Source organism: Kitasatospora sp. NPDC059827, from assembly GCF_042731675.1.
GTDB lineage: Bacteria > Actinomycetota > Actinomycetes > Streptomycetales > Streptomycetaceae > Kitasatospora.
Genome location: NZ_JBHWIV010000056.1, coordinates 35,057 through 57,322 on the forward strand (window position 1 = coordinate 35,057; position 22,266 = coordinate 57,322).

The following is a 22,266-nucleotide window of genomic DNA, read 5'->3' on the forward strand; positions in this document are numbered from 1 at the left end:
TCGCCGCCGAGTACGCGGCCCTGGGGCACGGCCCGTACGCCCAGGACAGCGAGCACGGCGAGCACGGCGCTTCCACGGTCGTGGCGTACCGCGGCGGCGTCCGCTACGCCCCGCAGTCCGCCGACGCGGCGCCCGGGCCGAACTGCGGCCTGTCCGGAGACGGTTACCTGCTGGTCACCGGCGGGCTCGGTGCCGTCGGCCGACGCCTGGTCGCCCGGCTGATCGAGCGCGGCGCCCGCCGCATCGGCATCGTCGGCCGGTCCCCGCTCGACCCCGGGCGCTCCGCCGCGCTGCGCCAGCTGGCAGGCCCGGCGGAGGTGGCGTACCTGCCGTGCGACACGGCCGACGCCTCGGCGCTCGCGGCCGTCGCCGACGAACTGGGCGCCCGTTGGGGCCGGTTGCGCGGTGTGGTGCACGGAGCCGGCGGCGTCAACCCGTTCGGCGCGATGCACCGCCGCCCCTGGGGCGACGCCGCCCGGGTGCTGGCCCCGAAGGTCGCCGGCTCGCAGAACGCCGTCCGGCTCGCCCAGCAGCGCGGCGCGGACTTCGCCGTCCTGGTGTCCTCGATCGCCGGCGCCCAGGCCCGGGCCGGGCGCGGACTGGTCGACTACGCCCTCGCCAACGCCTACCAACTCGCCCTGGCCGAAAGGGAGAACGGCACTACCGGAACCACCGTCACGGCCCACGCCTGGCCGGACTGGACGGGGGTCGGCATGGCCGCGGACGCCTCCTTCGCCGCCGCCCACGCCATCGACGCCGCGGAGGCGGAGGCCGCCTTCCTCGACCACGCACTGACCGGCGGCGCCGTGGTCTTCCCCGGCCGCACCACCGCCACCGCGCAGCCCGTACCGGCACCGACACCGACACCGGAACCGGAACCGGCCCCGATCCGCGTCGTCATCCCCGCCGCCGTCCCCACGGCGGTGCCCGCCGCCCCCGCGCCGGTCACCGGCCGGGACCGCACGGCAGCCCGCGAGGCCGTCCGCGCGGCGTTCGTCCAGGTCCTCGGCGAGGACCCCGGTGAGCGGGCGCTGCCCGGCCTCGGGCTCGACTCGCTGGCGATCGCCGAACTGGCCACCGCCCTGGAACGGCACACCGGACGCACCGTCGACCCGTCGCTGCTGATGCGCACCCGTACGGCCGACGACCTTGCCGCCGTGCTCGCCGCCGAGCTCGCGGTGACCGTCCCCACCCAGCCGGGCCCGGACCGCCCGGTCCCCGCCCCGCCGGATGCCGACGGCCGCAGCACCGCGCTGCGGGCCCTGCTGCGCCCCCTGGTCGGCGCCGGACCGGGACCGGTGACGCCGTGACCGCTCCCGCCGGCCGCCCGGCCGATCCCTTCACCAACCACTCCACCGACAGACCCGCCGACGAAAGGACCAGCGTGGACCGCCCGGACCGCCGCATCGCCGTCATCGGCCTCGCGGTACGCCTCCCCGGCGCCGAGGACGCCGTCGACCTGGCGCACTTCCTGTACCAGGACGGCACCGAGGTCGGCGAGGTCCCGCCCGGCCGGTGGCGTCGCGAGCTCTACCTCGGCGACGGCCCCCACCAGGGCTCCCACCACCGCGGGGCGTTCCTGCTCGACCCCTACTCCTTCGACCACGCCGCCTTCGGCCTCAGCGCCGAGGACGCGCTGCTGCTGGACCCGCAGCAGCGCACCATGCTGGAGGTCGGCGCCCGGGCCCTGGAGGACTCCGGCCAGCTCGGGGCCGGGCGGCGGAGGCTGAACGCGGGCGTCTTCATCGGCGCGCGGATGAACTCCTACGGCTTCGACCACGGCCGCGGCCTGGCCGCCCGGCTCCCCGAGGCCGCCCGCCCGGCGGCGCTGTGGGGGCGGTCGCAGAACTTCCTGGCGGCCTGGCTCTCCGACCGCCTCGACCTCGCGGGCCCGAGTCTGGTCGTCGACACGGCCTGCTCGTCCTCGCTGACGGCGCTCTGGCTCGCCTGCCAGAGCCTGACCGCCGACGCCTGCGACCTGGCCGTCGTCGGCGGCGTCGACCTGCTGATCGACCCGCTGACCTTCGTGCTGCTCTCCCGCACCGGAGCGCTGTCCCCGGACGGCCTCTGCCACACCTTCGACGGCCGGGCCAACGGCTACGTCCCGGGGGAGGGCGCCGTCGCGCTGGTCCTCAAGCCGATGGCCGCCGCCCTGGCCGACCGGGACCACGTCCTCGGCGCGATCAGCGCGAGCGCGGTCAACAACGACGGCGCCACCATGGGCGTCACCACGCCCAACCTGGACGCCCAGGTGGAGCTGCTGGACCGGGTCTACCGGAGCGTGGACCCGGCCACCGTGCAGTACGTCGAGGCGCACGGCACGGGCACCGCCATCGGGGACCCGATCGAGACCCGGGCGCTCACCGAGGTCTTCGGCCGGCACGGTGTGCCGCGCAACTCGGTGGCCCTGGGCTCGCTCAAGCGCCGCATCGGCCACCTCCACTCGGCCTCGGGCCTCGCCGGGCTCGCCAAGGTCCTCGTCCTGCTGCGCGAGGGCGTCATCCCGGCGGCGGGCGTGCCGGCGCCCAACCCTCGCCTGGGCCTGGACACCGGCCCCTTCCACCTGCCCACCGCCGCCGCCCCCTGGCCCGAGGCACCGGTGCGCCGGGCCGCGGTGAGCGGCTTCGGCTTCGGCGGCACCAACGCCCACGTGGTCGCCGAGGCCGTGCCCGACTCCGTCCCGGAGCCTCACCCCCCGGCTCCGGGACGGGCCGTCCACGTCCTGCCGCTGTCCGCCGGCACCCCGTACGCGCTGCGCGAGCTCGCGGCGCAGTGGCTCGGCCTCCTGACGGCCGACCGGGCGGACCCGGCGGACGTCTGCGCCACCGCGCGACTGGCCCGGCCGCACCGCGCGGAGCGCACCGCCGTCACGGGCGCCGACGCCGCCGAACTGGCCGCCGCCCTGCGGACGTGGCTGCTCGGCGGCGCGCCGGAGCCCCGGGCGACCGTCCGGCTCCGCCCGGTGGCGGCGCCGACCCCGCCCGCCTGGCTGGCCGCCCTGGACCGGACGCTGCCCGCCGTGCGGGAGGTGCTCGACCTCTTCGAGGCCGCGACCGGCACCGAACTGGCCTCGTTCTCGGGCGAGTTGCTCAGGATCAGCGAGGGCGTCGCGCTCGCGGTGGCGCTGCGCGGTCTCGGCCTGCCCGCCGAAGCGGTGGACCTGCCGCCGGGCTGGGAGGCCGTCCGGGAGTTCGCCTGGGGGAGCACGCCGCTGGAGCAGGCGCTGGCCGACGTCCTGCGGCAGGAGGCGGATGCCGAGGCGGCGGCCGACCCCGGCGCGGACACGGCGGAGCTCTGCGCCCGGCTCGACCGGGCCCAGGGCGACCAGGAGGTGGCCGGGACGCTCGCCGCGACCGTGGCCGAACTCTTCACGGCGGGCCGGGAGATCGACTGGGCGGCCTTCCAGGGCGGGCGCGCCTGGCGCAAGCGCCCACTGCCCGCGGCCCAGTCCACCGGCCCGGCCCTGGACCTGCGCGAACCGCTGCGCTCGGCCGAGCCCGGCACGCCCACCGTGCTGGACTCCGACGAGGGCGCTGCCGGCTACACCTTCTCCCGGGTCTTCGGCCCCGGCGAGGCCCCGATCGCCCAGCACGCGGTCTACCGGCGCACGATGCTGCCGGGCGTGGCCTGGTTCGACTTCCTGCGCGAGGGCGCGGCCGTGCGCGGCGAGGCCTTCCACGGGCTCGGCGACGTCCTCTTCCACCGCCCGCTGATCCCCACGGCCGCCCGCCTGGTGGTGTGCCGGGTGGACGGCGAGGGCCGCTTCACCGTCCAGGACGGCGAGAACGGCGAGCCGTTCGTCACCGGCCGCTACCTCGCGCGCCGGGCGCCGCAGCCCGCCGCCGTCCCGCTCGCCGCGCTCCTGGACACCTGCTCGGCCGAACTGCACGCCGGCTCGCGGCTGTACCGCTGGCTGCGCCGGATCGGCTACCACCACGGCCGCTACTACCGCAACATCTCCTGGGTGGCCGGCCTGCCCGACGGCGGCACGCTGGCCCGCATCGAGGGCGAGCGTCAGCGGGAGCTGAACCCCGGCGGGGTCGAGCTGTACCCCGGACTGCTGGACAGCGTGACGATCGCCGCGATCGCGCCCGACAACCCGGTGTTCGGCGCCGCCGAGGCCTCGGCCTTCATCCCGCTGTCGGTCGGCCGACTGGAGGTCCACGGCCCGCTGGCGGAGGCGGCGTACGTCCGCACCGAGACCGCCTTCTGGAACGACGAGGCCTGCCGGGTCACCCAGACGGTCACCGACGCGGCGGGCCGGCCACTGCTGGTGCTGGCGGACATCTCCTCCAAGCGGGTTCCCACGGCGGCCTTCGAGGAGCACCCGGAGCCGGGCGGGCGCCCGGACGACCCGGCACCCGAGGCCCGCCCGACGCTTGACGCCGCATCGGCTCCCGAACCTGAGCCCGAGCCCGCGCCGACGGCCGCACCGCAGCCGGCCGCCCCGGCCCCGGCCCCCGCCCGTCCGGTGGACCCGGTCGCGCGGATCCTCGCCTGGTTCCTGGAGCTGACCGGGACCGCCGAGGCCGACGCCGACACCGAGTTCCTGTCCGCCGGATCCGACTCCGTCGGCCTGGTGTCGCTGAGCGAGCGGATCTCCCGGGAGCAGGGCCTGTCGCTCTATCCGACGGTGTTCTTCGAGTACCCCACCCCGCGCCGCTTCGCCGCCTTCCTGGCCGAGGAGGCCCCGGAACTGGCCGCGACGCTGCCCGCCCCGAGCGGCCCCGCCCCGGACACCGACACGCCCGCCGCCCCGGCCCGTCCGGTCGACGCCGCGCCGCAGGCCGCCGAACAGCGCCGCCCCCGCCCCGCACCCGCTCGCCCCGCACCCGCTCGCCCCGCGCCCGCCCACCCCGCACCCGCCCGCGCCGCCACGGCGAACACCCCCCGCCCGCGCGACATCGCCGTCGTCGGCGCGGCCGTCCGGCTGCCCACCGCCGCCGGTCTGGCCGAGTTCGCCGAGCTGCTGCGCGAGGGCCGCGACACCGTCCGCCCGCTGCCCGCAGACCGCCGCCACCCGGGCGCCCCGGTCCCCGAGGCCTCGTTCCTCGACCGGGTGGACGGCTTCGACCCCGCGCCGTTCCGGATCTCGCCCCGGGAGGCGCCGCTGATCGACCCCCAGGCCCGGATCGTCTACGAGACGATCTGGGAGGCCCTGGAGGACGGCGGCCGCTCCGGCGCCCGGGCCGAGGGCGCCACCACCGGGCTGTGGATCGCCTACAGCCACGACCACTACCACGAGGAGCGGGTGCGCCACGGCGTCGCCGACGGGCGCGGCCTCGGCCTGGAGGCGATGATCGCCAACCGCCTCTCCTACCTGATGGACTGGCACGGCCCCAGCACCCTCGTCAACACCCTCTGCTCCTCCTCCCTGGTGGCCCTGCACACCGCCGTGCAGCACCTGCGCTCCGGGGACGTCGACACGGCGGTGATCGGCGCCGTGCACGCCGGGATCAGCCCCGAGTACTTCCGTTCCATGGGCGACCTGATGGCCCTGTCGCCCCGGCACCGCTGCCGCTCCTTCGACGACGGCGCCGACGGCTTCGTGCCCGGCGAGGGCGCCGTCGCCGTGGTGCTGCGCCGGCACGCCGACGCCGAGCGGGACGGCGACCGGGTGCGCGGCCTGGTCCGGGGCACGGCGGTCAACCACGGTGGCCGCACCACCCGCTACTCCGCGCCCAGCCCGGCCGCCCAGCGCGACGTCGTCTCCGCGGCCCTGCGGGACGCCGACGTCTCCCCGGAGAGCATCGACCTGGTCGAGGCGCACGGCACCGGCACCCGGCTGGGCGACCCGATCGAGGTGGACGGGCTGACCCGGGCCTGGCGCGAGCACACCGACCGCGCGCAGTTCTGCGCGCTCGGCTCGGTGAAGTCCAACGTCGGCCACCTGGAGCCGGCCGCCGGCCTGACCGGCCTGGTCAAGGTCCTGCTGGGCCTGGAGCACGAGCAGCTGTGGCCGACCCTGCACGTCACCCGGCCCAACGACCACATCCGCTTCGAGTCCACCCCGTTCCACCTGGTCGACCGCGCCCGCCCCTGGCCGCGCGGCGAACGCCCGCGCCGGGCCGCCGTCAGCGCCTTCGGCATGGGCGGGGTGAACGCCCATGTGATCGTCGAGGAGGCGCCGGCCGCCGCCGCCCCCGCTCCGCTCGCCCAGGACAGCCACCTGGTGCGCCTCGGCGCGGCGAGCGAACCGGCGCTGCGCGCCCTGGCCGCCGCCTACGCCGGGCACGTGGCCGCCCTCCCGGCCACCGGCCTGGGCGACTTCGCCCGCACCGCGAACACCGCGCGGGCCGCGCACCGCCACCGCACCCTCGTGCACGGCTCCACCCCCGCTGAGCTGGCCGCCCGGCTCGCCGCCGTCGCCGAGGGCGGCGCCCCGGCGGCCCGGCACAGCGGCGGCCCGGCCCGCACCGCGTTCCTGTTCACCGGTCAGGGCTCGCAGTACCCCGGCATGGGCGAGGGCCTGTACGCCACCGAGCCGGGGTTCCGCGCGGCGCTGGACGAGTGCGCCGCACTCCTCGCCCCGCACACCGACGTCCCGCTGCTCGACCTGCTCCACGGCGACGCCCGGCACCTGCTGGACGAGACCCGCTACGCCCAGATCGGCATCGTGAGCGTGCAGGTCGCCCTGGTGCGCTGGCTGGCGGCGGCGGGCGTACGGCCCGACGCGGTCGCCGGGCACAGCCTGGGCGAGCTGACCGCGGCCTGGGCGGCGGGCGTGCTCACCCTGCCCGACCTGCTGCGGCTGACCGCGCTGCGCGGCCGGCTGATGCAGGACCAGCCCCGGGGCGGCGCGATGGCGGTCGTGCACACCGACGCGGACACCCTCACCGGCCTGCTCGCCCGCTACCCGGGCCTGGAGCTCGCCGCCCACAACGCGCCGCGCCAGCACACCGTCAGCGGCCCGGCCGGGGCCGTCGAGCGGCTCCGGGCCGAGAGCACCGAGCGCGTGCAGCCACTGACCGTCAGCCACGCCTTCCACAGCGCGCTGATGGACGGCGCGGTGGCCCCGTTCGCCGAGGCGGTGGCCGGCGTCCAACTCGCCGCGCCGGTCCTGCCGTTCGTCTCGACCCTCACCGGCACCTGGCACACCGCCGGGACGGCGACCGACCCGCAGTACTGGGCCCGGGCCATCCGCCGCCCGGTCCGCTTCGCCGAGGCGGCGGCCACCCTGGGCCGGGAATCCCCGGACACGGTGTGGGAGATCGGCCCCCAGCCGCACCTGCTCCCGCTGGCCAGGGCCGCGCACACCGGCGACCACCCCGAGTGGATCGCCACCCTCCGGCGCGGCCGCGGCGACCAGGCCCAGCTGCACGCCGCCCTGGCGGCCCAGCACGACCGCACCGGCGCCGAACCGCGCTGGAGCGCCCTGCACGAGGGCAAGGGCCAGCGGATCACCACCCTTCCGACCTACCCCTTCCACCGGCAGCGGTACTGGATCACCGCGGCCGCACCGAACCCCGACGAGCACACCGAGCACACGAAGAGGGCCGAGCACCATGGCTAGCGAGTACGGACTCAAGCGACACTTCAACGGCGAGGCGGCCCGCCTGATCGGAGGCAGGATCCGCGCCGCCCACCCCGGCTTCGACGTCGAGGGCTACGCCGCCGAGGTCGAACGGCGCGTGCCGGGCAAGGAGTTGAAGGACCGCGTGCTGGTGCTCGCCGAGGGCCTGCGCACCCGGCTGCCCGACGGCTACCCCGCCGCCCTGCCCCTGCTGCTGACCACCCTCGGCGACGAACTCGCCGAGGGCGAGGGGATGTTCAACGCCAGCTGGTACCTGATGCCGGTGGCCAGGTTCGTCGAGGAGTACGGGCTCGACCACCCCGAGGCCTCCCTCGACGCCATCGAGGAGATCACCCGGCGGCACACCGGCGAGTACGCGATCCGGCCCTACCTGGAACAGCACCACGCACTGACGATGGAACGGGTCACCGAGTGGGCGGCCAGCCCCAGCCACAACGTGCGGCGGCTGGCCAGCGAGGGCGTGCGCCCGCGGCTGCCCTGGGCCCGCACCCTGGGCATCTTCGTCAAGGACCCGCGGCCCGTCCTGGAGATCCTCGAACCGCTGCGCAGCGACCCCTCCGAGTACGTCCGCAAGTCCGTCGCGAACAACCTCAACGACATCTCCAAGGACAACCCGCAGCAGGCCCTCGACACCGCCCTGCGCTGGCTGGAGCAGAGCCGCACCCCCGAGACCGCCTGGATCGTCAAGCACGGCCTGCGGACCCTGGTGAAGAACGGCGACCAGCAGGCCCTGGCGGTGCTCGGCGCCACCGGCGGCGAGCACGTGGCGGTGCCCCGACTGAGCGTCACACCGCGCGAGGTGACCGTCGGGGACGCCGTCGTGATCGAGCTGGACGTCGAGAACACCGACACCCGCGCCCACAGCGTGACCGTCGACTACGTCGTCCACCACGTCCGCAAGAACGGGCGCAGCATCCCCAAGGTCTTCAAGCTGACCACCCTGGAGCTCGCCGCCGGCGAACGGCGCGGCCTGCGCAAGACCCACCCCGTCAAGGAGGTGCAGACCCGCAGCTACTACCCGGGCGAGCACCGGGTCGACATCCAGGTCAACGGACTGGTGAAGGCCACCGAGCACTTCGGGCTGCGCACATGAGCGCGCCGGCGCTCGTCCTCGACGCGGCCGATCCGGTGGTCGCCGACCACCGGATCGGCGAGCACCCCGTCCTCGCCGCCGCCGTCCAGGCGGACGCGCTGCTCCGCGCCCTGGACACCCGGAGCCCGGGCCGGTCCTGGACGCTGGAGCAGGTCGCCTTCCGCGCGCCGCTGCGGGTGGACGGCCCGCGCGTCGAACTGGCGGTGGTGACCGGCGAGGACGGGCAGTGCGCCGTACGCACCGACGGCCCCGACGGCCCGGTCGCGTACAGCACCGCCCGCGCCCACGGCGTCCCGCTGCCGCCGCCGCGCCACCTCGACACCGCCGCCCTGCGGGCCGGCTGCCCGGACGCCGTCCCGCTCGCCGAGCTGGACGCCTGGCGGCGCGCCAGCGGCATCGCCTACGGGCCCACCTACCGGGTGGTCCGCTCCGCGCAGCGGGGGCCCGGCCGGATCGCGGCGGTGCTGCGCACGGCCGAGGACGACCCGCGCGCGGCGGCCTTCGTGCCGCCGCCGCTGCTCGACGGCGTGTTCCAGCTGCTCGGGCTGCTCGACGGGGGAGCGGCCGGGGCGTGCCTGCCCTGGTACGTCGGCCGGATCGCCGCCCGCCGCCGGATCACCGGGACGGTGCTGGCCCTGGTCGAGCTCGACCCGCCCGCACCGGGCGGCCCGGGCGGCGCGGTGCGCGGACGGGCCACCGTCTGCAACCAGCAGGGCGAGGTGCTGCTGGAGCTGGACCGGATCACCCTCAAGGCCGCCGGCGCCGGGCGCCCCGCGCCTGCGGGACCGACCGGGACCACCGGGACCGTCGAGCCAGTCGAGCCTGCCGGGCCCGCCGTCGGACTGATCGAGGCCCCCGGGTGGCGGCGGACCGAACCGGCCCCCGCGCCCCGGGCCGCCGACCGGGCCGTGCTGCTGATCGCCCCGCCGGACACCCCGCCGCCGCCCGGCCCCCCACCCGTCGCGCGCCTGACGCCCGGGGAACTGACGCAGGAACGGATCGACGCCGTCCTCGCCGAGCACCCCGTGCACGAGGTGGTGTACGTGGCACCCCGGGGGCCGGCGGGCGCGGACGGCGCGGCCCAGGCACTCCAGGGCGTCTTCACCCTGGTGCGCGGGCTCGCCGCCCGGCCCCCGATGCCCGACCTGCTGATCGTCACCGCGGGGGCCCACGACCTCACCGGGGGCGAGCCTGTCGACCCCTTCGCGACCGCGCTGTGGGCGCTGGCCCGCACCCTGCGCGCGGAGCACCCGCGCACCACCGTGCGGCTGGTCGACCTGGAACCGGGCGAGGCCGCGCCGCCGCCCCGGTACGCCGAACCGGACCTGGCCCGGCGCTCCGGCACCTGGTACGCGCCGGTGATCGAACCCGACCGGTCCGCCGCGGCCCGGCCCCCGCGCCTGCGCGGCGGACGCTTCCTGATCACCGGCGGCCTGGGCGGCATCGGCCTGCGGGTCGCCGAGTTCCTGGCCGAGGAGGGCTGCGCCCACCTCACCCTGGTCGGCCGCACCGCCCCGGCGGGCGGAGAGGTCCGCCGGCGCCTCGACCGGCTGGCCGCCCGGTGCGACCTGGAGACGGTGGCCGCCGACGTCCGCGACCTGCCCGAGCGGCTGGCCGGCGCCGCGCGCTACGACGGCATCCTGCACGCCGCCGGAGTACTGCGCGACGGCCTGGCCCGCGGTCTGACCCCGGTGCAGATCGGGGAGGTGTTCGACCCCAAGCTCGGCGGGGTGCACGCCCTCGCCGAGCTGGCGGCCCGGCACGACCCGCCCGGGTTCGTCGCGCTGTTCTCCTCCGTCGCCGCCGTGCGCGCCAACCTCGGCCAGAGCGCCTACGCCGCCGCCAACGGCTACCTGGACGGCTACGCGGCCCGCCGACGCGCCGCGGGCCAGCCCTGGTACAGCCTCGGCTGGGGCCTGTGGAACGTCGGCATGGGCGAGCACATCGCCGCCAGGGCCGCCGCCCACGGCGTCCCCGCCCTCACCCCGGACGACGGCGTCGCGCTGCTGCGCGCGGCCCTCAGCCGTCCACCCGCGCACTACGTCCTGACCGCCACCGCCCGAGCGAAGGGGGCACCCATGACCACCACCCTGACACCCACGAGCGAGCTGTGGCCGCCGCTCACCGCCGCCGTCCGGAAGATCCTGCTCGTCGACGACGTCGCCCGTGAGGACGACCTGCTGGAGCTGGGACTCGACTCGATGATGGCGGTCGAGCTGGCCGCGGCGCTGGCCGGCACCGGGCTCGACGTCGACCCGATGGTCTTCTTCGAGCACAGCGGCGTCGGCGCCCTGCTGGGCCACCTGGAGTCGCTGCCGCGCACGGGGGCGGCCGCCGACCGGCCGGCGCCCTCGCCCGCTCCCGCGCCTGCCCCCGTGCCTGCGGCCGTTCCCGTACCCGCGGCCGTCGCGGCTCCCGTTCCCGTCCAGGCGGGCGCTGACGCCTTCGTCCCCGAGTGGGACCGCTACCGGGACCCGGCACCACACGCCGAGCCCGCACCCGTACGGAAGCCCGAGCCGCGCCCCGCGCCCGCCGCCCGTACGGAACCCGCCGCCCGTACGGAACCCGCCGTCCGTACCGAGCCCGCCCCGGCGCCGCGCACCCGGACGCCCCGGCGCACCCTGCCCGGCCGGCTGTCCGGCGCACCCGGCGGCAGCTTCCTGGAGCGCCGGATCGACGCGCTCTCCACCGAGGACCGTCAGATCGTCGCCAGGGACGAGTACTTCTACGAGCCGGTGATCGAACGCGCCGAGGGCGCCCGGATCAGGTTCGACGGCCGCTGGTTCCTCAACTTCGCCTCCTACAGCTACCTCGGGCTGATCGGCCACGACTACATCGACCAGCAGGTCCTGGACGCGGTGGAGCGCCACGGCACCGGCGCCCACGGCGTGCGGCTGCTGGCCGGCACCCTCCACCTGCACCGCGAACTGGAGCTGGCGATCGCCGACTTCCTCGGCGCCGAGGACGCCGTGGTGTTCTCCAGCGGGTACATGGCCAACGTCGCCACCGTGGGCGCCCTGGTCGGCGCGGGCGACGTGGTCATCGGCGACGTCTACAACCACGCCAGCATCCTCGACGGCTACCGGCTCTCCGGCGCCGAGGTGATCACCTACGCCCACAACGACCTGGCCGACCTGGAACGCGCCCTGCGGAAGGCGGGCGACCGGGGCCGCCTGGTGGTCACCGACGCCGTGTTCAGCATGGACGGCGACATCGCCGACCTGCCCGGCATCGTCGAGCTGTGCGAGCGCTACGACGCCCCGCTGATGGTCGACGAGGCGCACAGCCTCGGCGTCCTCGGCGACACCGGACGCGGCATCACCGAGCACTTCGGCCTGGACCCGGCCCGGATCGACGTCAAGATGGGCACCCTGTCCAAGACCGTGCCCAGCGCGGGCGGTTACGTCGCCGGCTCGCGCGACCTGGTCTTCGCGCTCAAGAACAACGCCCGCGGCTGGATGTTCTCCGCCGCCGCGACCCCGGCCCAGGTCGCCGCCGCCAAGGCCGCGATCGAGGTGATGGCCGCGGCCCCCGAACTCACCCGCGACCTGCGCGCCCGCACCACCCGCTACCGCGAGCAGCTGCGCGCCCTCGGCTTCGACACCCTGCACAGCGAGACCCCGGTGGTGCCGGTGATCTGCCGCAGCGCCGAACAGGCGGGCGCGATGGCCCGGTTGTGCCAGCGCGACGGGCTGTTCGTGCAGCCGATCGTCTACCCGGCGGTGCCGCGGACGCTGCCCCGGCTGCGCACGATCGTCAACCTCGCCCACTCCGAGGCCGACCTGGACGAGGCGGTCGCCGTGCTGGCGCGCGCCGGCCGGGCCTGCGGCCTCATCCCCTGACCCCCCGTCCGCACACCCGTCCGCACATCCGCGCACCGCATCCCGGAGGGGAGCACCGCATGACCGCCGCACCCGACACCGAGGCGTTCTTCTCGGCCGTCCTGAAGGCCATCGCCGTCACCCGCAACCACGCCACCGACCCGCAGGAGCACACCCGGGGCGTGGTCGAGCCGGCCGCGCGCATCCGCGCCGCCGAGGAGCGGATCGGCGCCGGCCCGATCAGCCCCGCCGAGGCCGGCGAGGTGCTGGACCTGCTGGAGACCACCTTCCGCACCAAGCGCACCCCCGACGAGGAGCGCGAGCACTACCTGGCGTACATCGAGAGGGTCTCCGGCGTGCGCCGGGCCCCGCTGGGTGCGTCCGCCGCGTGAGCGTTCCCGAACTCGCCTGGTACAGCCACGAGCTGTGCTTCTGGCACGACCCCGGGCCCGGCGCCGGCTACCTGCCGGTGGGGCCCGGGATCGAGCCGCTGCGACAGTTCGCCGTCGACCCGGACCTGCGCCGGGCGGAGGGCCTGGTGCGGGCGGCCGGCGTCCTGGAGCGGTTCACCGCCGTGACCCCGACGCCCGCCACCGACGAGGACCTGCTGCTGGTGCACACCCCGGAGCACCTCGAACGCGTCGAGGCCGCCTCGGCGGCCGGCGCGGGCGACGCCGGGGTGTACGCACCCGTCAACTACCACAGCGCGCGGGCCGCCCGGCTCGCCGCCGGGGCCTGCGCCCAGGCCGTCACGGCCGTGCTGGACGGTCGGTTCCGCCGGGCCTACTGCCTGGTGCGCCCGCCCGGCCACCACGCGGAACCGGACCGGGCGATGGCGCTGTGCCTCTACAACAACCTGGCGGTCGCGGCCCGCACCGCGCGGCGGCACGGCGCGCGCCGGGTGCTGGTCCTGGACTGGGACGTCCACCACGGCAACGGCCTGCAACGGGTCTTCTACGAGGACCCGGACGTGCTGTACGTCTCGGTCCACCAGGACGGGCTGTTCCCGGCGGCGTCCGGCCTGGTCCTGGAGACCGGCGCGGGCGCGGGCGCGGGCACCACGCTCAACGTGCCGCTGCCCGCGGGCTCCGGGCACGAGGCCTACCTCGCCGTGGTGGAGCAGCTGGTGGCGCCCGCCGCCCGGTCCTTCCGCCCCGACCTGATCCTGGTCGCGGCCGGGGTCGACGCGGGCGGGCACGACCCGATGGGCCGGATGCTGTGCACCAGCCGCACCTTCCACGCCATGACCGCGGCCCTGTGCGAACTGGCCGACGAACTGGCGGACGGGCGGATCGTCCTGGCCCACGAGGGCGGCTACTCGGCGTGGTACCAGCCGACGCTGGTGCTGGCGACGGCCTGCGCGGTCGCCGGGCTGCCGGCCCCCGACGACCCGTTCCTGCACTCCCTGGAACACCTGCCGGGCCAGCGCCTGCAACCCCACCAGCGGCGGGTGGTCGACCACCTGCGCGCCCACCACCCGCTGTTCGCGGGCCGCTCGGGCCCGGCCGGCCCGCGGGCGCAGGGGGCCGGCGATGGGTGACTGGTGGACGCGCCTGGGAGCGCCGGCCAAGGGCTCCGGGCCGCGCCCGCGCCGACGGGTGGTGGCGCTGCCGCACGCCGGCGGCTGGCCGTCCGCCTTCCGCGGCTGGCGGGAGGTGCTGCCCGCGGACGTCGAACTCCTGGTGGCCCAGCTGCCGGGCCGCGGCGTGCGCCTCGGTGAGACACCACCGACCAGGGTCGAGCCGCTGGTCGAGGCGCTGGTCCGGGAGCTGGCCGACCTCACCGGGGCGGATCCGCTGCCGTACACGGTCGTCGGGCACAGCTTCGGCAGCATCCTCGGGTACGAGCTCACCCGGGCGATGGAGCACAAGGGCCTGCCGCCCGAGCTGCTCGCCGTCTCGGCCCGCCAGCCGCCGTGCTTCGGCGGCGGGCCGCCGTCCGCGCGGGACCGCACCGACGCCCAACTCCTCGCCCACCTCCAGGAGATCGGCGGCATCGCGCCGGGGCTGCTGGCCCGCACCGACCTCCTCGGGCCGGCGCTGCGCGCCATCCGGGCCGACCTGGAGGCGATGGAGGCCCATGAGCGGCCGCTGACCGGCACGGCCGTGCCGATCCTCGCCCTCGGCGCGACGGACGACCCGGTCGTCCTCGCCGAGCGCCTGCACCTGTGGTCGCTGGAGACCACCGCGGGCTTCCGCCGACTGATGTTCACCGGCGGCCACTTCTACCTGTACGACCACGCCAACGCGCTGGCCGTCACCCGGCACCTGGTCGCTCCGACCCCGCCGGGCCCCGCACGACCGCTCCACCGACCGCCCCACGGGGCGGAACCCCCGTACACCCCCGGACTTCCGGAAAGGAACCCCGTTGAGCACCACCGCCGACTCCCCCCAGCAGGCCGGTCCACGCCAGTGGCTGGGGCTGGCCGTACTGGCGCTGCCCACCCTCCTGCTCTCCATCGACGTGAGCGTGCTGCACCTGGCCGTACCGCACATCAGTGAGGCCCTGGCCCCCTCGGCCTCCCAGATGCTGTGGATCATCGACATCTACGGCTTCCTGATCGCCGGCTTCCTGGTCACCATGGGCACCCTCGGCGACCGCATCGGCCGGCGCCGACTGCTGCTGATCGGCGCGGCCGCCTTCGGGGTGGCCTCGGTGGCCGCCGCCTGGACCAGCGACCCGGCCGCGCTGATCGCGGCCCGGGCGGCGCTCGGGGTGGCCGGCGCGACGCTGATGCCCTCCACGCTGGCGCTGATCACCACGATGTTCCCCGACCCCCGCCAGCGCGGGATGGCCATCGCGGTGTGGGTGACGATGTTCTCGGTCGGCATCGCGCTCGGCCCGGTGGTCGGCGGCGCCATGCTGGAGTACTTCTGGTGGGGCTCGGTCTTCCTGCTGGCCATCCCGATCATGGCGCTGCTGCTGATCGCCGGCCCGGTGCTGCTGCCGGAATACCGCGACGAGAACGCCGGCCGCCTCGACCTGGCCAGCGTGCTGCTGTCGCTCGGTGCGATCCTGCCGGTGATCTACGGGCTCAAGGAGATCGCCAAGGGCGGCGCGGGCGTGCTGCCGGTGCTGGCCCTGGTGGTCGGCCTGGCCGTGGCGGGCGCGTTCGTCCGGCGCCAGCGCACGCTGGCCGACCCGCTGCTGGACTTCCGGCTGTTCGCCGGCCCCACCTTCCGCACCGCGCTGGCCACCCTGCTGGTCAGCATGCTGGTGGCGGGTGGTACCTACCTGTTCGTCACCCAGTACCTCCAGCTCGTCGGCGAGCTGTCGCCCATGACGGCGGGCCTCTACCTGCTGCCGGCGGCCTTCGCACTGATCGTCACTTCGGTGGTCTCCCCGATCGCCGCGGCCAAGGTGCGGCCCGCGTACGTCGTCGCGGCCGGTCTGGCGGTGTCGGCGCTGGGCCACGTCATGCTGGCGACGGCCGACAGCACCTCCGGCATCGCCCAGGTGGTCACCGGCTTCGCCCTGGTCTACGCGGGCGGCGGCCCGCTGGTGGCCCTCGGCACGGACATCGTGGTCGGCTCGGCCCCGCCGGAGCAGGCCGGTGCGGCCTCGGCCCTCTCGGAGACCAGCACCGAGCTGGGCATGGCGCTCGGCGTGGCGCTGCTCGGCAGCCTCGGTGCGGCCGTCTACCGGGGCGGGGTGGAGGTGCCCGGCGGGGTGTCCGACGACGCGGCCGGCACGCTCGCCGGGGCGGTGGAGGCTGCCAAGGGCCTGCCCGCCGAGGCGGCGGGCGCGTTCCTGGACTCCGCCCGGGCCGCGTTCACCGACGGCATGAACGTCATCGGCGGGATCGGGGCCGTGCTGGCGCTCGCCAGCGCGGTGCTGGTGGTCCTGGTGATCAAGGCCCCGCCGGCGGGGGCCGGGGCGGAGGAGGAGGCCGGCGCGGAGCCGGTGGTGGCCGCGGTGGAGTAGCGCCGGTCGGAGGCGCGGCCGCAGCGCCCGACGGCCGGTCCGGGACGGGACCGGCCGTCGGCGCATGTCCGGGCGGGTCCGGGCGGGGGGCTGGCGGGGCTGCCACCGACCGTGTTGACATACCGACGGTACGCAAATAGGTTCAGTTGACATACCGTCGGTACGTGAATGGGGATGCCGTCCATGCTGGCCAGCTTCCGTCCGGTGATCTGTACGTCCCGCCTCGACGAGACCCGCGCGTTCTACGCCGGGCGCTTCGGCTTCGAGACGGTGCGCGAGGCGCCCTGGTATCTCGTCCTCGGCCGCCCCGCCCCCCGGCCCGCCGAACTCACCCTCGTGGACCCGTCCCACCCGGAGGCGCCCGAGGAGTGGAAACGGCCGGTGCGCGCGGTGCGGATCGTCCTGGAGGCGGACACCGGGGGCGGACGAACGGTCGTGGACCCCAACGGCGTCCGCGTCGACGTCGTACCGAAAGCTGCGAGGGACCCAAGGGGAGAGGTGCCATGGCAGGAAGAATCGATCCCGACACGGCGGCCGCGGTGATGCGCGCGGCGGGCCTGGAGCCGCTGGAGCCCTACCCGGGCGCCAACGTGGCCTGGAACTGCCGCTGCACCGACGGCGCCCACCGCGTCGCGCCCACCTTCACCCTGGTGCGCACCGGCCGGAGCGCCGGCTGCCGCGAGTGCGGGCGCACCGCCGCCGGCCGCCGGCGCCGCGCGGCCGGCCAGGAGCGCGCGGAGACGGACATGCGGGCGGCCGGCTACGAGCCGCTCGACCCCTACCCGGGCGCCCGGGTGCGCTGGCGCTGCCGCCACCTGCCCTGCGGCCGGACCGTCCACCCCCGGCTGTTCAAGATCCGTGCGGGCGGCGGGGGTTGCCTCACCTGCGCGGGCCGCGCCCCGGTGGACCCGGCCGCTGCGGTGGCCGAGATGCGTGCCATCGGCATGGAGCCGTTGGAGCCCTTCCCCGGCCGGGTGCGCGACCAGTGGCGCTGCCGCTGCACCCGGTGCGGCCACGTCGGCACCCCGATGCTCAACAACATCCGCCGCGGCCAAGGCGGTTGCTACCCCTGCGCGCACCGCCACCGGCAGCCGTCCCGGCTCACCGCGCGCGCAGCGCCTCAAGCAGCCGGGTGAGCGCCCGGACGGTGTCCGCCAGGTCGTCGGGGCCGCCCGAGGCCGCCAGCCACAGGGCCGCCTCGTTCATCGCACCCGACAGCAGGTGGGTGAGCGGCGCGGCCGGCTGGGCGGGGATCGTCCCCTCGGCGATCAGCACGGCGAGCACATCGGCCAGGTGCCGGCCGGAGGTGGCCTCGTTCATGGCCCGCCACTCGCTCCAGCCCAGCACGGCAGGCCCGTCGACCAGCAGGATGCGCTGGACCGACGGGTCGGTGGAGGTGCTGAGGAAGGCCTCGCACCCGGCGACCAGCTGCTCCCACGGCTCCTCCCGGGCGTCCGCGGTCACCGCGATCCGCTCGGCCACCTCCTGCTGCACCTGCTCCAGCACGGTGCGGAACAACGCGGCCTTGCTGTCGAAGTGGTGGTACAGCGCGCCCTTGGTCACCCCGGCCGCCGCCACGATCTCCGCCAGCCCCACGGCGCCGTACCCCTCCGTCGAGAACAGCCGCCTGCTCTCGCGCAGCAGCGACTGCCGGGTCTGCTCCCGCTGCCGGGCCCGCACTCCCTGCGCCATCGTGGCCCCCTGTCCTTGACGTACTGAAGGTATGCCAACACGGTACCGGCCCGACACCCCTCCCACCGGCCCCGGTCACCCGACATCTCGCGCACCGCTTCTGTCGGGTCACCGGGGCCGGTGGCGCCGCAGGATGGGGGCATGGACGACACGACCTTGACCTCCCGCTTCCTCCGCGACGGCTTCGTGAAGCTGGAGGGCGCCGTCGCGCCCCGGGTGGCCGCCGACTGCGAGCGGCTGCTGTGGCGCGGGACGGGCTGCGACCCGGACGACCCGGCGACCTGGACACAGCCCGTCCACCGGGTGGGCGGCCTGGCCCAGGGCCCGTTCGCCGCCGCCCCCAACTCCCCGGCGCTGCACCGCGTGTACGACCTGCTGGTCGGCGCGGGGCACTGGGAGCCGCGCTACTCGCGGGCCGACGGCGCCTACTCGCCGGTGGAGCTCGCGATCCGCCGGGGCCTGGGGCTGCCCCAGCGGGCCACCGGTTCCAGGGTGCAGGCCGTTTCAGAGTGCAGGCCCCCGAAGGATCGACGCGGCGCTGCACTAGTCATGGAAGACCACTTCCGGATTGTCCGCCGAGGGGCCGTCCAGCAGCGGGCTGGGGATCCCCTCCAGCGTCCGGTCGAAGAATGCCGTCACGTACGCGCGGGTGATCGCCACCCCGCGCTCCGGGGAGAGGGGCGGCGTCGGGAACCCGGCCTGCTCCTGGATCAGGTCAAGGTCGGAGAAGCTGAAATGGTCGGCGCCGGCGACCGTCAGCCACTTCTTGCAGCCGCCGAGGGCGGCCCAGGCCTCCCCCCACGTGGTGTCGGTGCCGCCGGGCGAGTGGCTGTCGGTGATGCCCAGCATGAGGAACGGCCGGTCGATCTGGCCGGGCAGCGGGGCCGGTTTGAAGGCGCCGTCCAGGTTCACCCCGGCCCGTACGCGCGGGTCGGCGACCATCGTGGCGGCGGCCGTCGCTCCACCGATGGAGTGTCCGGCCATGCCGATCTCGTGCTTGTCGATGAGGTGCGCCAGGGGCCACGCGGTGTTGCCGTGCGTCAACCGGTCGATCACGAAGGACGCGTCCAGCGCGCGGTTGGCGGGGACGGAGTCGACCTTCGTCTGGTCGTCGCAGATCGCGCACGGCGGCGTCCGGCCGTCCGCCAGCGTCTCGCCGCTGTCCCCGTTGGTGTCGCCGACGAGCGCGACGACGTAACCGTGACTGGCCAGGTCGGTCGCGAGCGAGGTGAGCGTCATGCGCGGGTTCTCGAACGCGGGGGAGAGGACCACCAGCGGATGCTTGCCGCGCTGCGGCCGCGCGCCCTCGAAGGCGTGAGTGGTGATGCTGGAAAGGGTCTGCGGGGTGACGCCGGAGCTCGCCGGCACCTTCCGGCGCTGGAGGATTCCGGCTGCCTCGGCGAGGGTCGTGTAAGGGGCCGGAGTGCCGGTCCCGGGGACGGCCGGGTAGACCATCGTGACGGCCAGTTGGCGGGGGCCGGACGACGGCACCCACGGGTCGGGACGGCTCTCGTCGGTGAGGTGGATGACGTCCTCGCCGGCGGCGTAGGGGCCGGTCGGCGCGGGGAGCGCGCCTTGGAAGGACCGCGTGGCCGCCGGTGTGGCCGATGACGCGGTCGACGGTGTGGTCGACGGCGCGGGCGTGGCGGCGAACCCGGCGCCGGTTCCGGTGACGAGGGCGGCGAGCGCCAACGCCGCGACAGCGCCCATGCGGTGATTGCGTTTCATGGGAGGGACGCTAGGTTCCGCGGCTCCGGATCGGATCAACCCACAGAGGTAACCGTCCTGGTGTCGCCCGTAGCCCCCGTGGGGTACCCGAGTCATACGCCAGTACTACGGTCGCCCCGTCCCCCGGCCGGTCACGCCTCGGCGGGGACCCCGAACCGGATCGAGTAGCGCTGCTCCAGCTCGGCGACCCGCCCGGGCAGCGCGTCGCGTACCCGGGCCAGCTCGGCCCCGTGCTCCCGGACGAAGGTGTCCCGCAGTGCGGCGCGCAGCGGCTCGCGAGCCGCCTCGACCGGCCGCATGCAGCGGGCGTAGGCCGCGCCGAGGCGGCGGTCCTCGGCGCGGGCGGCCTCCTCGGTCGGGGCACTCTGGAGGGCGCGGTCCACCTGGTCGAAGAACTGCTGTTCGCCGTCGGAGGCCCGGACGCCCTGCCCGGACAGGCAGTCCGGCAGCTCCCGCCGGGCGGTGAGCACGGCTTCGTCCCGTTCCAGGACGGCGAGGCCGGTGAGCCAGGCGGACTGCAAGGGCCCGTAGCCGGAGCGCAGGTGGTCGGCGGCCGTTGCGCCCTCCCGGTCGCAGCGCTGCTGGGCGGCCGGGTCGGCGGACGTCGCGGACGTCCCGGACATCGGTGCCGGGGCGGGGGTGGCGGCGGGGGCGGTCGGGACGGTGCTCGGGCTGAACCCGTGGCGGGCGATGTGGGCCAGGTCGGGGATCTCGAACTGACGGATGAACATCGGGGGCGGGGCGTCGGGCACCTGGACGCGGGCGGTGGCCAGGCAGTCGCGCATCGCCCGGTCCCGGACCAAGGCGGTGAAGCCGTCGAGCCCCTGGGTGAGCCGGGTGTCCGCGCCGTTGGCCGGCAGCAGCATCGGGGTGAGGTCCGTCGGCAACCGGTAGTCCACGGCGGCCTGCTCGGCGGAGGGCGGCGCGGCGGCAGCGGTGGCAGCGGTGGCAACCGTGGGGCCGGGGCCGGCGGCCGAGCATCCGGTCGTCAGGGCCAGGGCGGCGCAGAGCAGTCCGGCCGCCGGGCGCAGGGCGGTGGAGCGGCGCGGACGCCGGTGGACGCGGGGCATGGGCGGAGGACTCCGGCGGGGCAGGGGGAAGGACGGGCCGTTGGTGGGCGCGAGAGCACCGTGGCCCCCGCCCGCTTTCCGGGCGGGGGCCACAGGAGGGCGTCAGTGCACGACGACGAGCTGGTCACCCGGGTTGCGGCTGATCACGGTGAACTGGGTGCCGGGGCTCAGGTCGGTGATCAGGGTGTTGGCGGGGTCGTTGATGTCGTGGGTGCCGTTGTCCAACTGGACGTAGCCGCGCGAGGCACCGATCCAGCCGCTGCCGGAGGACTTCCGGTAGTAGCCGGCGTAGCCGGAGTACTTGCCCCACGGGTTGTTCGACCAGGAGACGTTGACGTCGTGGCACGGGGAGTTGGACTTGGTGAGGACCGTGACGTTGTTCAACGTGGTGCCCTGGCTGGTGATGCTGTTGGGCACGCAGCCGGCGGCCGAGGCGGCGGGCGCCAGCACGATCACCGAGGTGGCGGCGGTGCCGGCCACGGCGAGGGCGGCAAGGAACTTCTTCATGAAATGACTCCCCAGGGGAACGACACGGGCGGCGGAAATCCCGGCAGGGGCCGCCCAAAGCGCCGCAAGGTTATCCCGGGAAATCACCCCGACCTGCACGATCACCTGCTTTACGGCTTCTTTGCCTCGTCTTGTGATCGTATTGAAATTGTTTCGGGAGTGCATTCAGCCCCCGTGCTCGCCGAGGACCGGTCGCCGGACCGGGCTGACGGCCTCCGCCTCCACCGGAAGTGTCGGGTCAACGTCGGGTGAACGTCGTGGCCGGGCGGTACGGGTCGCGGTGAGGATGGACACCGCGCCGGCGACGGCGGTTCCTACCGAGAGCCGGTACCTGACGCGGTAGCGCGCGGGCCGGGACCCGGGACCGGAAAGCAACCAGAGCAACGAGAGTAACCAGAGCAACCAGAGCAACCACCGACAACACCAGGAGACACCGATGATCACGAAGCGCACCGCCGTCCGCCTCGGCGCCGTCGCCACCGTCGCCGCGGTCGGCTTGGGCCTCAGCACCGGGATCGCGTCGGCCGACACCACCTACCCGGCCAACGTTCCCGGTTGCGCCGGGGGCATGGTGGTCTCGTTCTACAGCGGGCACGACCACGTGCGGGGCTACGCGATCTCCACCGGGGGCAACGCCTGCAGCGTGGTCCTCACCCAGTCCAACGGGGGGAGCTCCAGCAACTGGACCAACATCCCCCACGACACGGCCTGGACCGACACCCTCCTGGACGCCGGGATCACCTCGTACGTCGTGGTGTGCAACGGCGACACCGGCCGGTGTGCCACCAGCGCCTCGTACTGACGGGCGCCGCCGGTCCCGTCCCGGCCCCCGCTCGGGGGAGCGGACGGGACCGGTGCCGTTTCCGACCGCCGGGCCCGGGGGGCGGGGCGGTCGGC

15 protein-coding genes and 1 pseudogene (1 of these 16 running past the window's edge) are annotated in these 22,266 nt (G+C 75.7%); 12 read left to right on the forward strand and 4 right to left on the reverse strand.

The window, feature by feature from the left end; genetic code table 11:
- The 10 genes from ACFV8H_RS28670 to ACFV8H_RS28715 form a co-directional block, all read left to right on the forward strand.
- Positions 1-1,310, forward strand: partial view of an SDR family NAD(P)-dependent oxidoreductase gene (locus ACFV8H_RS28670; protein WP_380405583.1) — the end only. It extends 7,729 nt beyond the left edge of the window; the window shows 1,310 of its 9,039 coding nt (coding positions 7,730-9,039); its start codon lies beyond the left edge, outside the window; the stop codon is at positions 1,308-1,310.
- A complete protein-coding gene (locus ACFV8H_RS28675; protein ID WP_380405586.1) occupies positions 1,307-7,513 on the forward strand; it encodes a beta-ketoacyl synthase N-terminal-like domain-containing protein in 6,207 nt (2,068 codons plus the stop codon). The genes ACFV8H_RS28670 and ACFV8H_RS28675 overlap by 4 nt, the downstream gene beginning before the upstream one ends.
- The gene (locus ACFV8H_RS28680; protein WP_380405589.1) at positions 7,506-8,627 is read left to right on the forward strand and encodes a DNA alkylation repair protein; all 1,122 of its coding nucleotides are present in this window, start codon (positions 7,506-7,508) and stop codon (positions 8,625-8,627) included. The genes ACFV8H_RS28675 and ACFV8H_RS28680 overlap by 8 nt, the downstream gene beginning before the upstream one ends.
- Complete coding sequence (locus ACFV8H_RS28685; RefSeq protein ID WP_380405592.1) at positions 8,624-12,469, forward strand: bifunctional SDR family oxidoreductase/pyridoxal phosphate-dependent aminotransferase family protein; 3,846 nt, start codon at positions 8,624-8,626, stop codon at positions 12,467-12,469. Before ACFV8H_RS28680 ends, ACFV8H_RS28685 begins: the two co-directional genes overlap by 4 nt.
- Before the next feature lie 59 nt (positions 12,470-12,528).
- Entirely contained in the window at positions 12,529-12,840 is a 312-nt protein-coding gene (locus ACFV8H_RS28690) for a hypothetical protein (protein WP_380405595.1), read from the forward strand.
- Complete coding sequence (locus ACFV8H_RS28695) at positions 12,837-13,988, forward strand: class II histone deacetylase (RefSeq protein ID WP_380405598.1); 1,152 nt, start codon at positions 12,837-12,839, stop codon at positions 13,986-13,988. The genes ACFV8H_RS28690 and ACFV8H_RS28695 overlap by 4 nt, the downstream gene beginning before the upstream one ends.
- On the forward strand, positions 13,981-14,949 hold the full coding sequence (locus tag ACFV8H_RS28700; RefSeq protein ID WP_380405601.1) for a thioesterase II family protein: 969 nt from the start codon (positions 13,981-13,983) through the stop codon (positions 14,947-14,949). Before ACFV8H_RS28695 ends, ACFV8H_RS28700 begins: the two co-directional genes overlap by 8 nt.
- Positions 14,864-16,372 carry an MFS transporter gene (locus ACFV8H_RS28705; RefSeq protein ID WP_380405629.1) on the forward strand — a complete coding sequence of 503 codons (1,509 nt, stop codon included), beginning with the start codon at positions 14,864-14,866 and terminating at the stop codon, positions 16,370-16,372. The genes ACFV8H_RS28700 and ACFV8H_RS28705 overlap by 86 nt, the downstream gene beginning before the upstream one ends.
- A 183-nt stretch (positions 16,373-16,555) precedes the next feature.
- Positions 16,556-16,915: a glyoxalase gene (locus ACFV8H_RS28710; RefSeq protein WP_380405604.1), complete on the forward strand. Its 360-nt coding sequence runs from the start codon at positions 16,556-16,558 to the stop codon at positions 16,913-16,915.
- A complete protein-coding gene (locus tag ACFV8H_RS28715) occupies positions 16,876-17,508 on the forward strand; it encodes a hypothetical protein (protein WP_380405607.1) in 633 nt (210 codons plus the stop codon). Before ACFV8H_RS28710 ends, ACFV8H_RS28715 begins: the two co-directional genes overlap by 40 nt.
- On the opposite strand, the gene ACFV8H_RS28720 is transcribed toward ACFV8H_RS28715, so the two are convergent.
- The gene (locus ACFV8H_RS28720; RefSeq protein ID WP_380405610.1) at positions 17,474-18,064 is read right to left on the reverse strand and encodes a TetR/AcrR family transcriptional regulator; all 591 of its coding nucleotides are present in this window, start codon (positions 18,062-18,064) and stop codon (positions 17,474-17,476) included. The two genes, ACFV8H_RS28715 and ACFV8H_RS28720, sit on opposite strands and share 35 nt — an antisense overlap.
- A gap of 141 nt (positions 18,065-18,205) precedes the next feature.
- On the opposite strand from ACFV8H_RS28720, the pseudogene ACFV8H_RS28725 reads away from it, so the two are divergent.
- A pseudogene (locus ACFV8H_RS28725) lies at positions 18,206-18,475 on the forward strand (phytanoyl-CoA dioxygenase); the annotation flags it as partial.
- A 132-nt stretch (positions 18,476-18,607) separates the two neighbouring features.
- Here ACFV8H_RS28725 and ACFV8H_RS28730 read toward each other — a convergent pair.
- From ACFV8H_RS28730 to ACFV8H_RS28740, 3 genes are all read right to left on the reverse strand, one after another.
- A complete protein-coding gene (locus tag ACFV8H_RS28730; protein WP_380405614.1) occupies positions 18,608-19,792 on the reverse strand; it encodes an alpha/beta hydrolase family protein in 1,185 nt (394 codons plus the stop codon).
- A 131-nt stretch (positions 19,793-19,923) separates the two neighbouring features.
- A complete protein-coding gene (locus tag ACFV8H_RS28735; RefSeq protein WP_380405617.1) occupies positions 19,924-20,862 on the reverse strand; it encodes a hypothetical protein in 939 nt (312 codons plus the stop codon).
- A gap of 102 nt (positions 20,863-20,964) precedes the next feature.
- A complete protein-coding gene (locus ACFV8H_RS28740; RefSeq protein ID WP_380405620.1) occupies positions 20,965-21,369 on the reverse strand; it encodes a hypothetical protein in 405 nt (134 codons plus the stop codon).
- A 436-nt stretch (positions 21,370-21,805) separates the two neighbouring features.
- Here ACFV8H_RS28740 and ACFV8H_RS28745 point away from each other — a divergent pair, with 436 nt between their 5' ends.
- Complete coding sequence (locus ACFV8H_RS28745) at positions 21,806-22,171, forward strand: hypothetical protein (RefSeq protein WP_380405623.1); 366 nt, start codon at positions 21,806-21,808, stop codon at positions 22,169-22,171.
- The last annotated feature ends 95 nt before the right edge of the window (positions 22,172-22,266 follow it).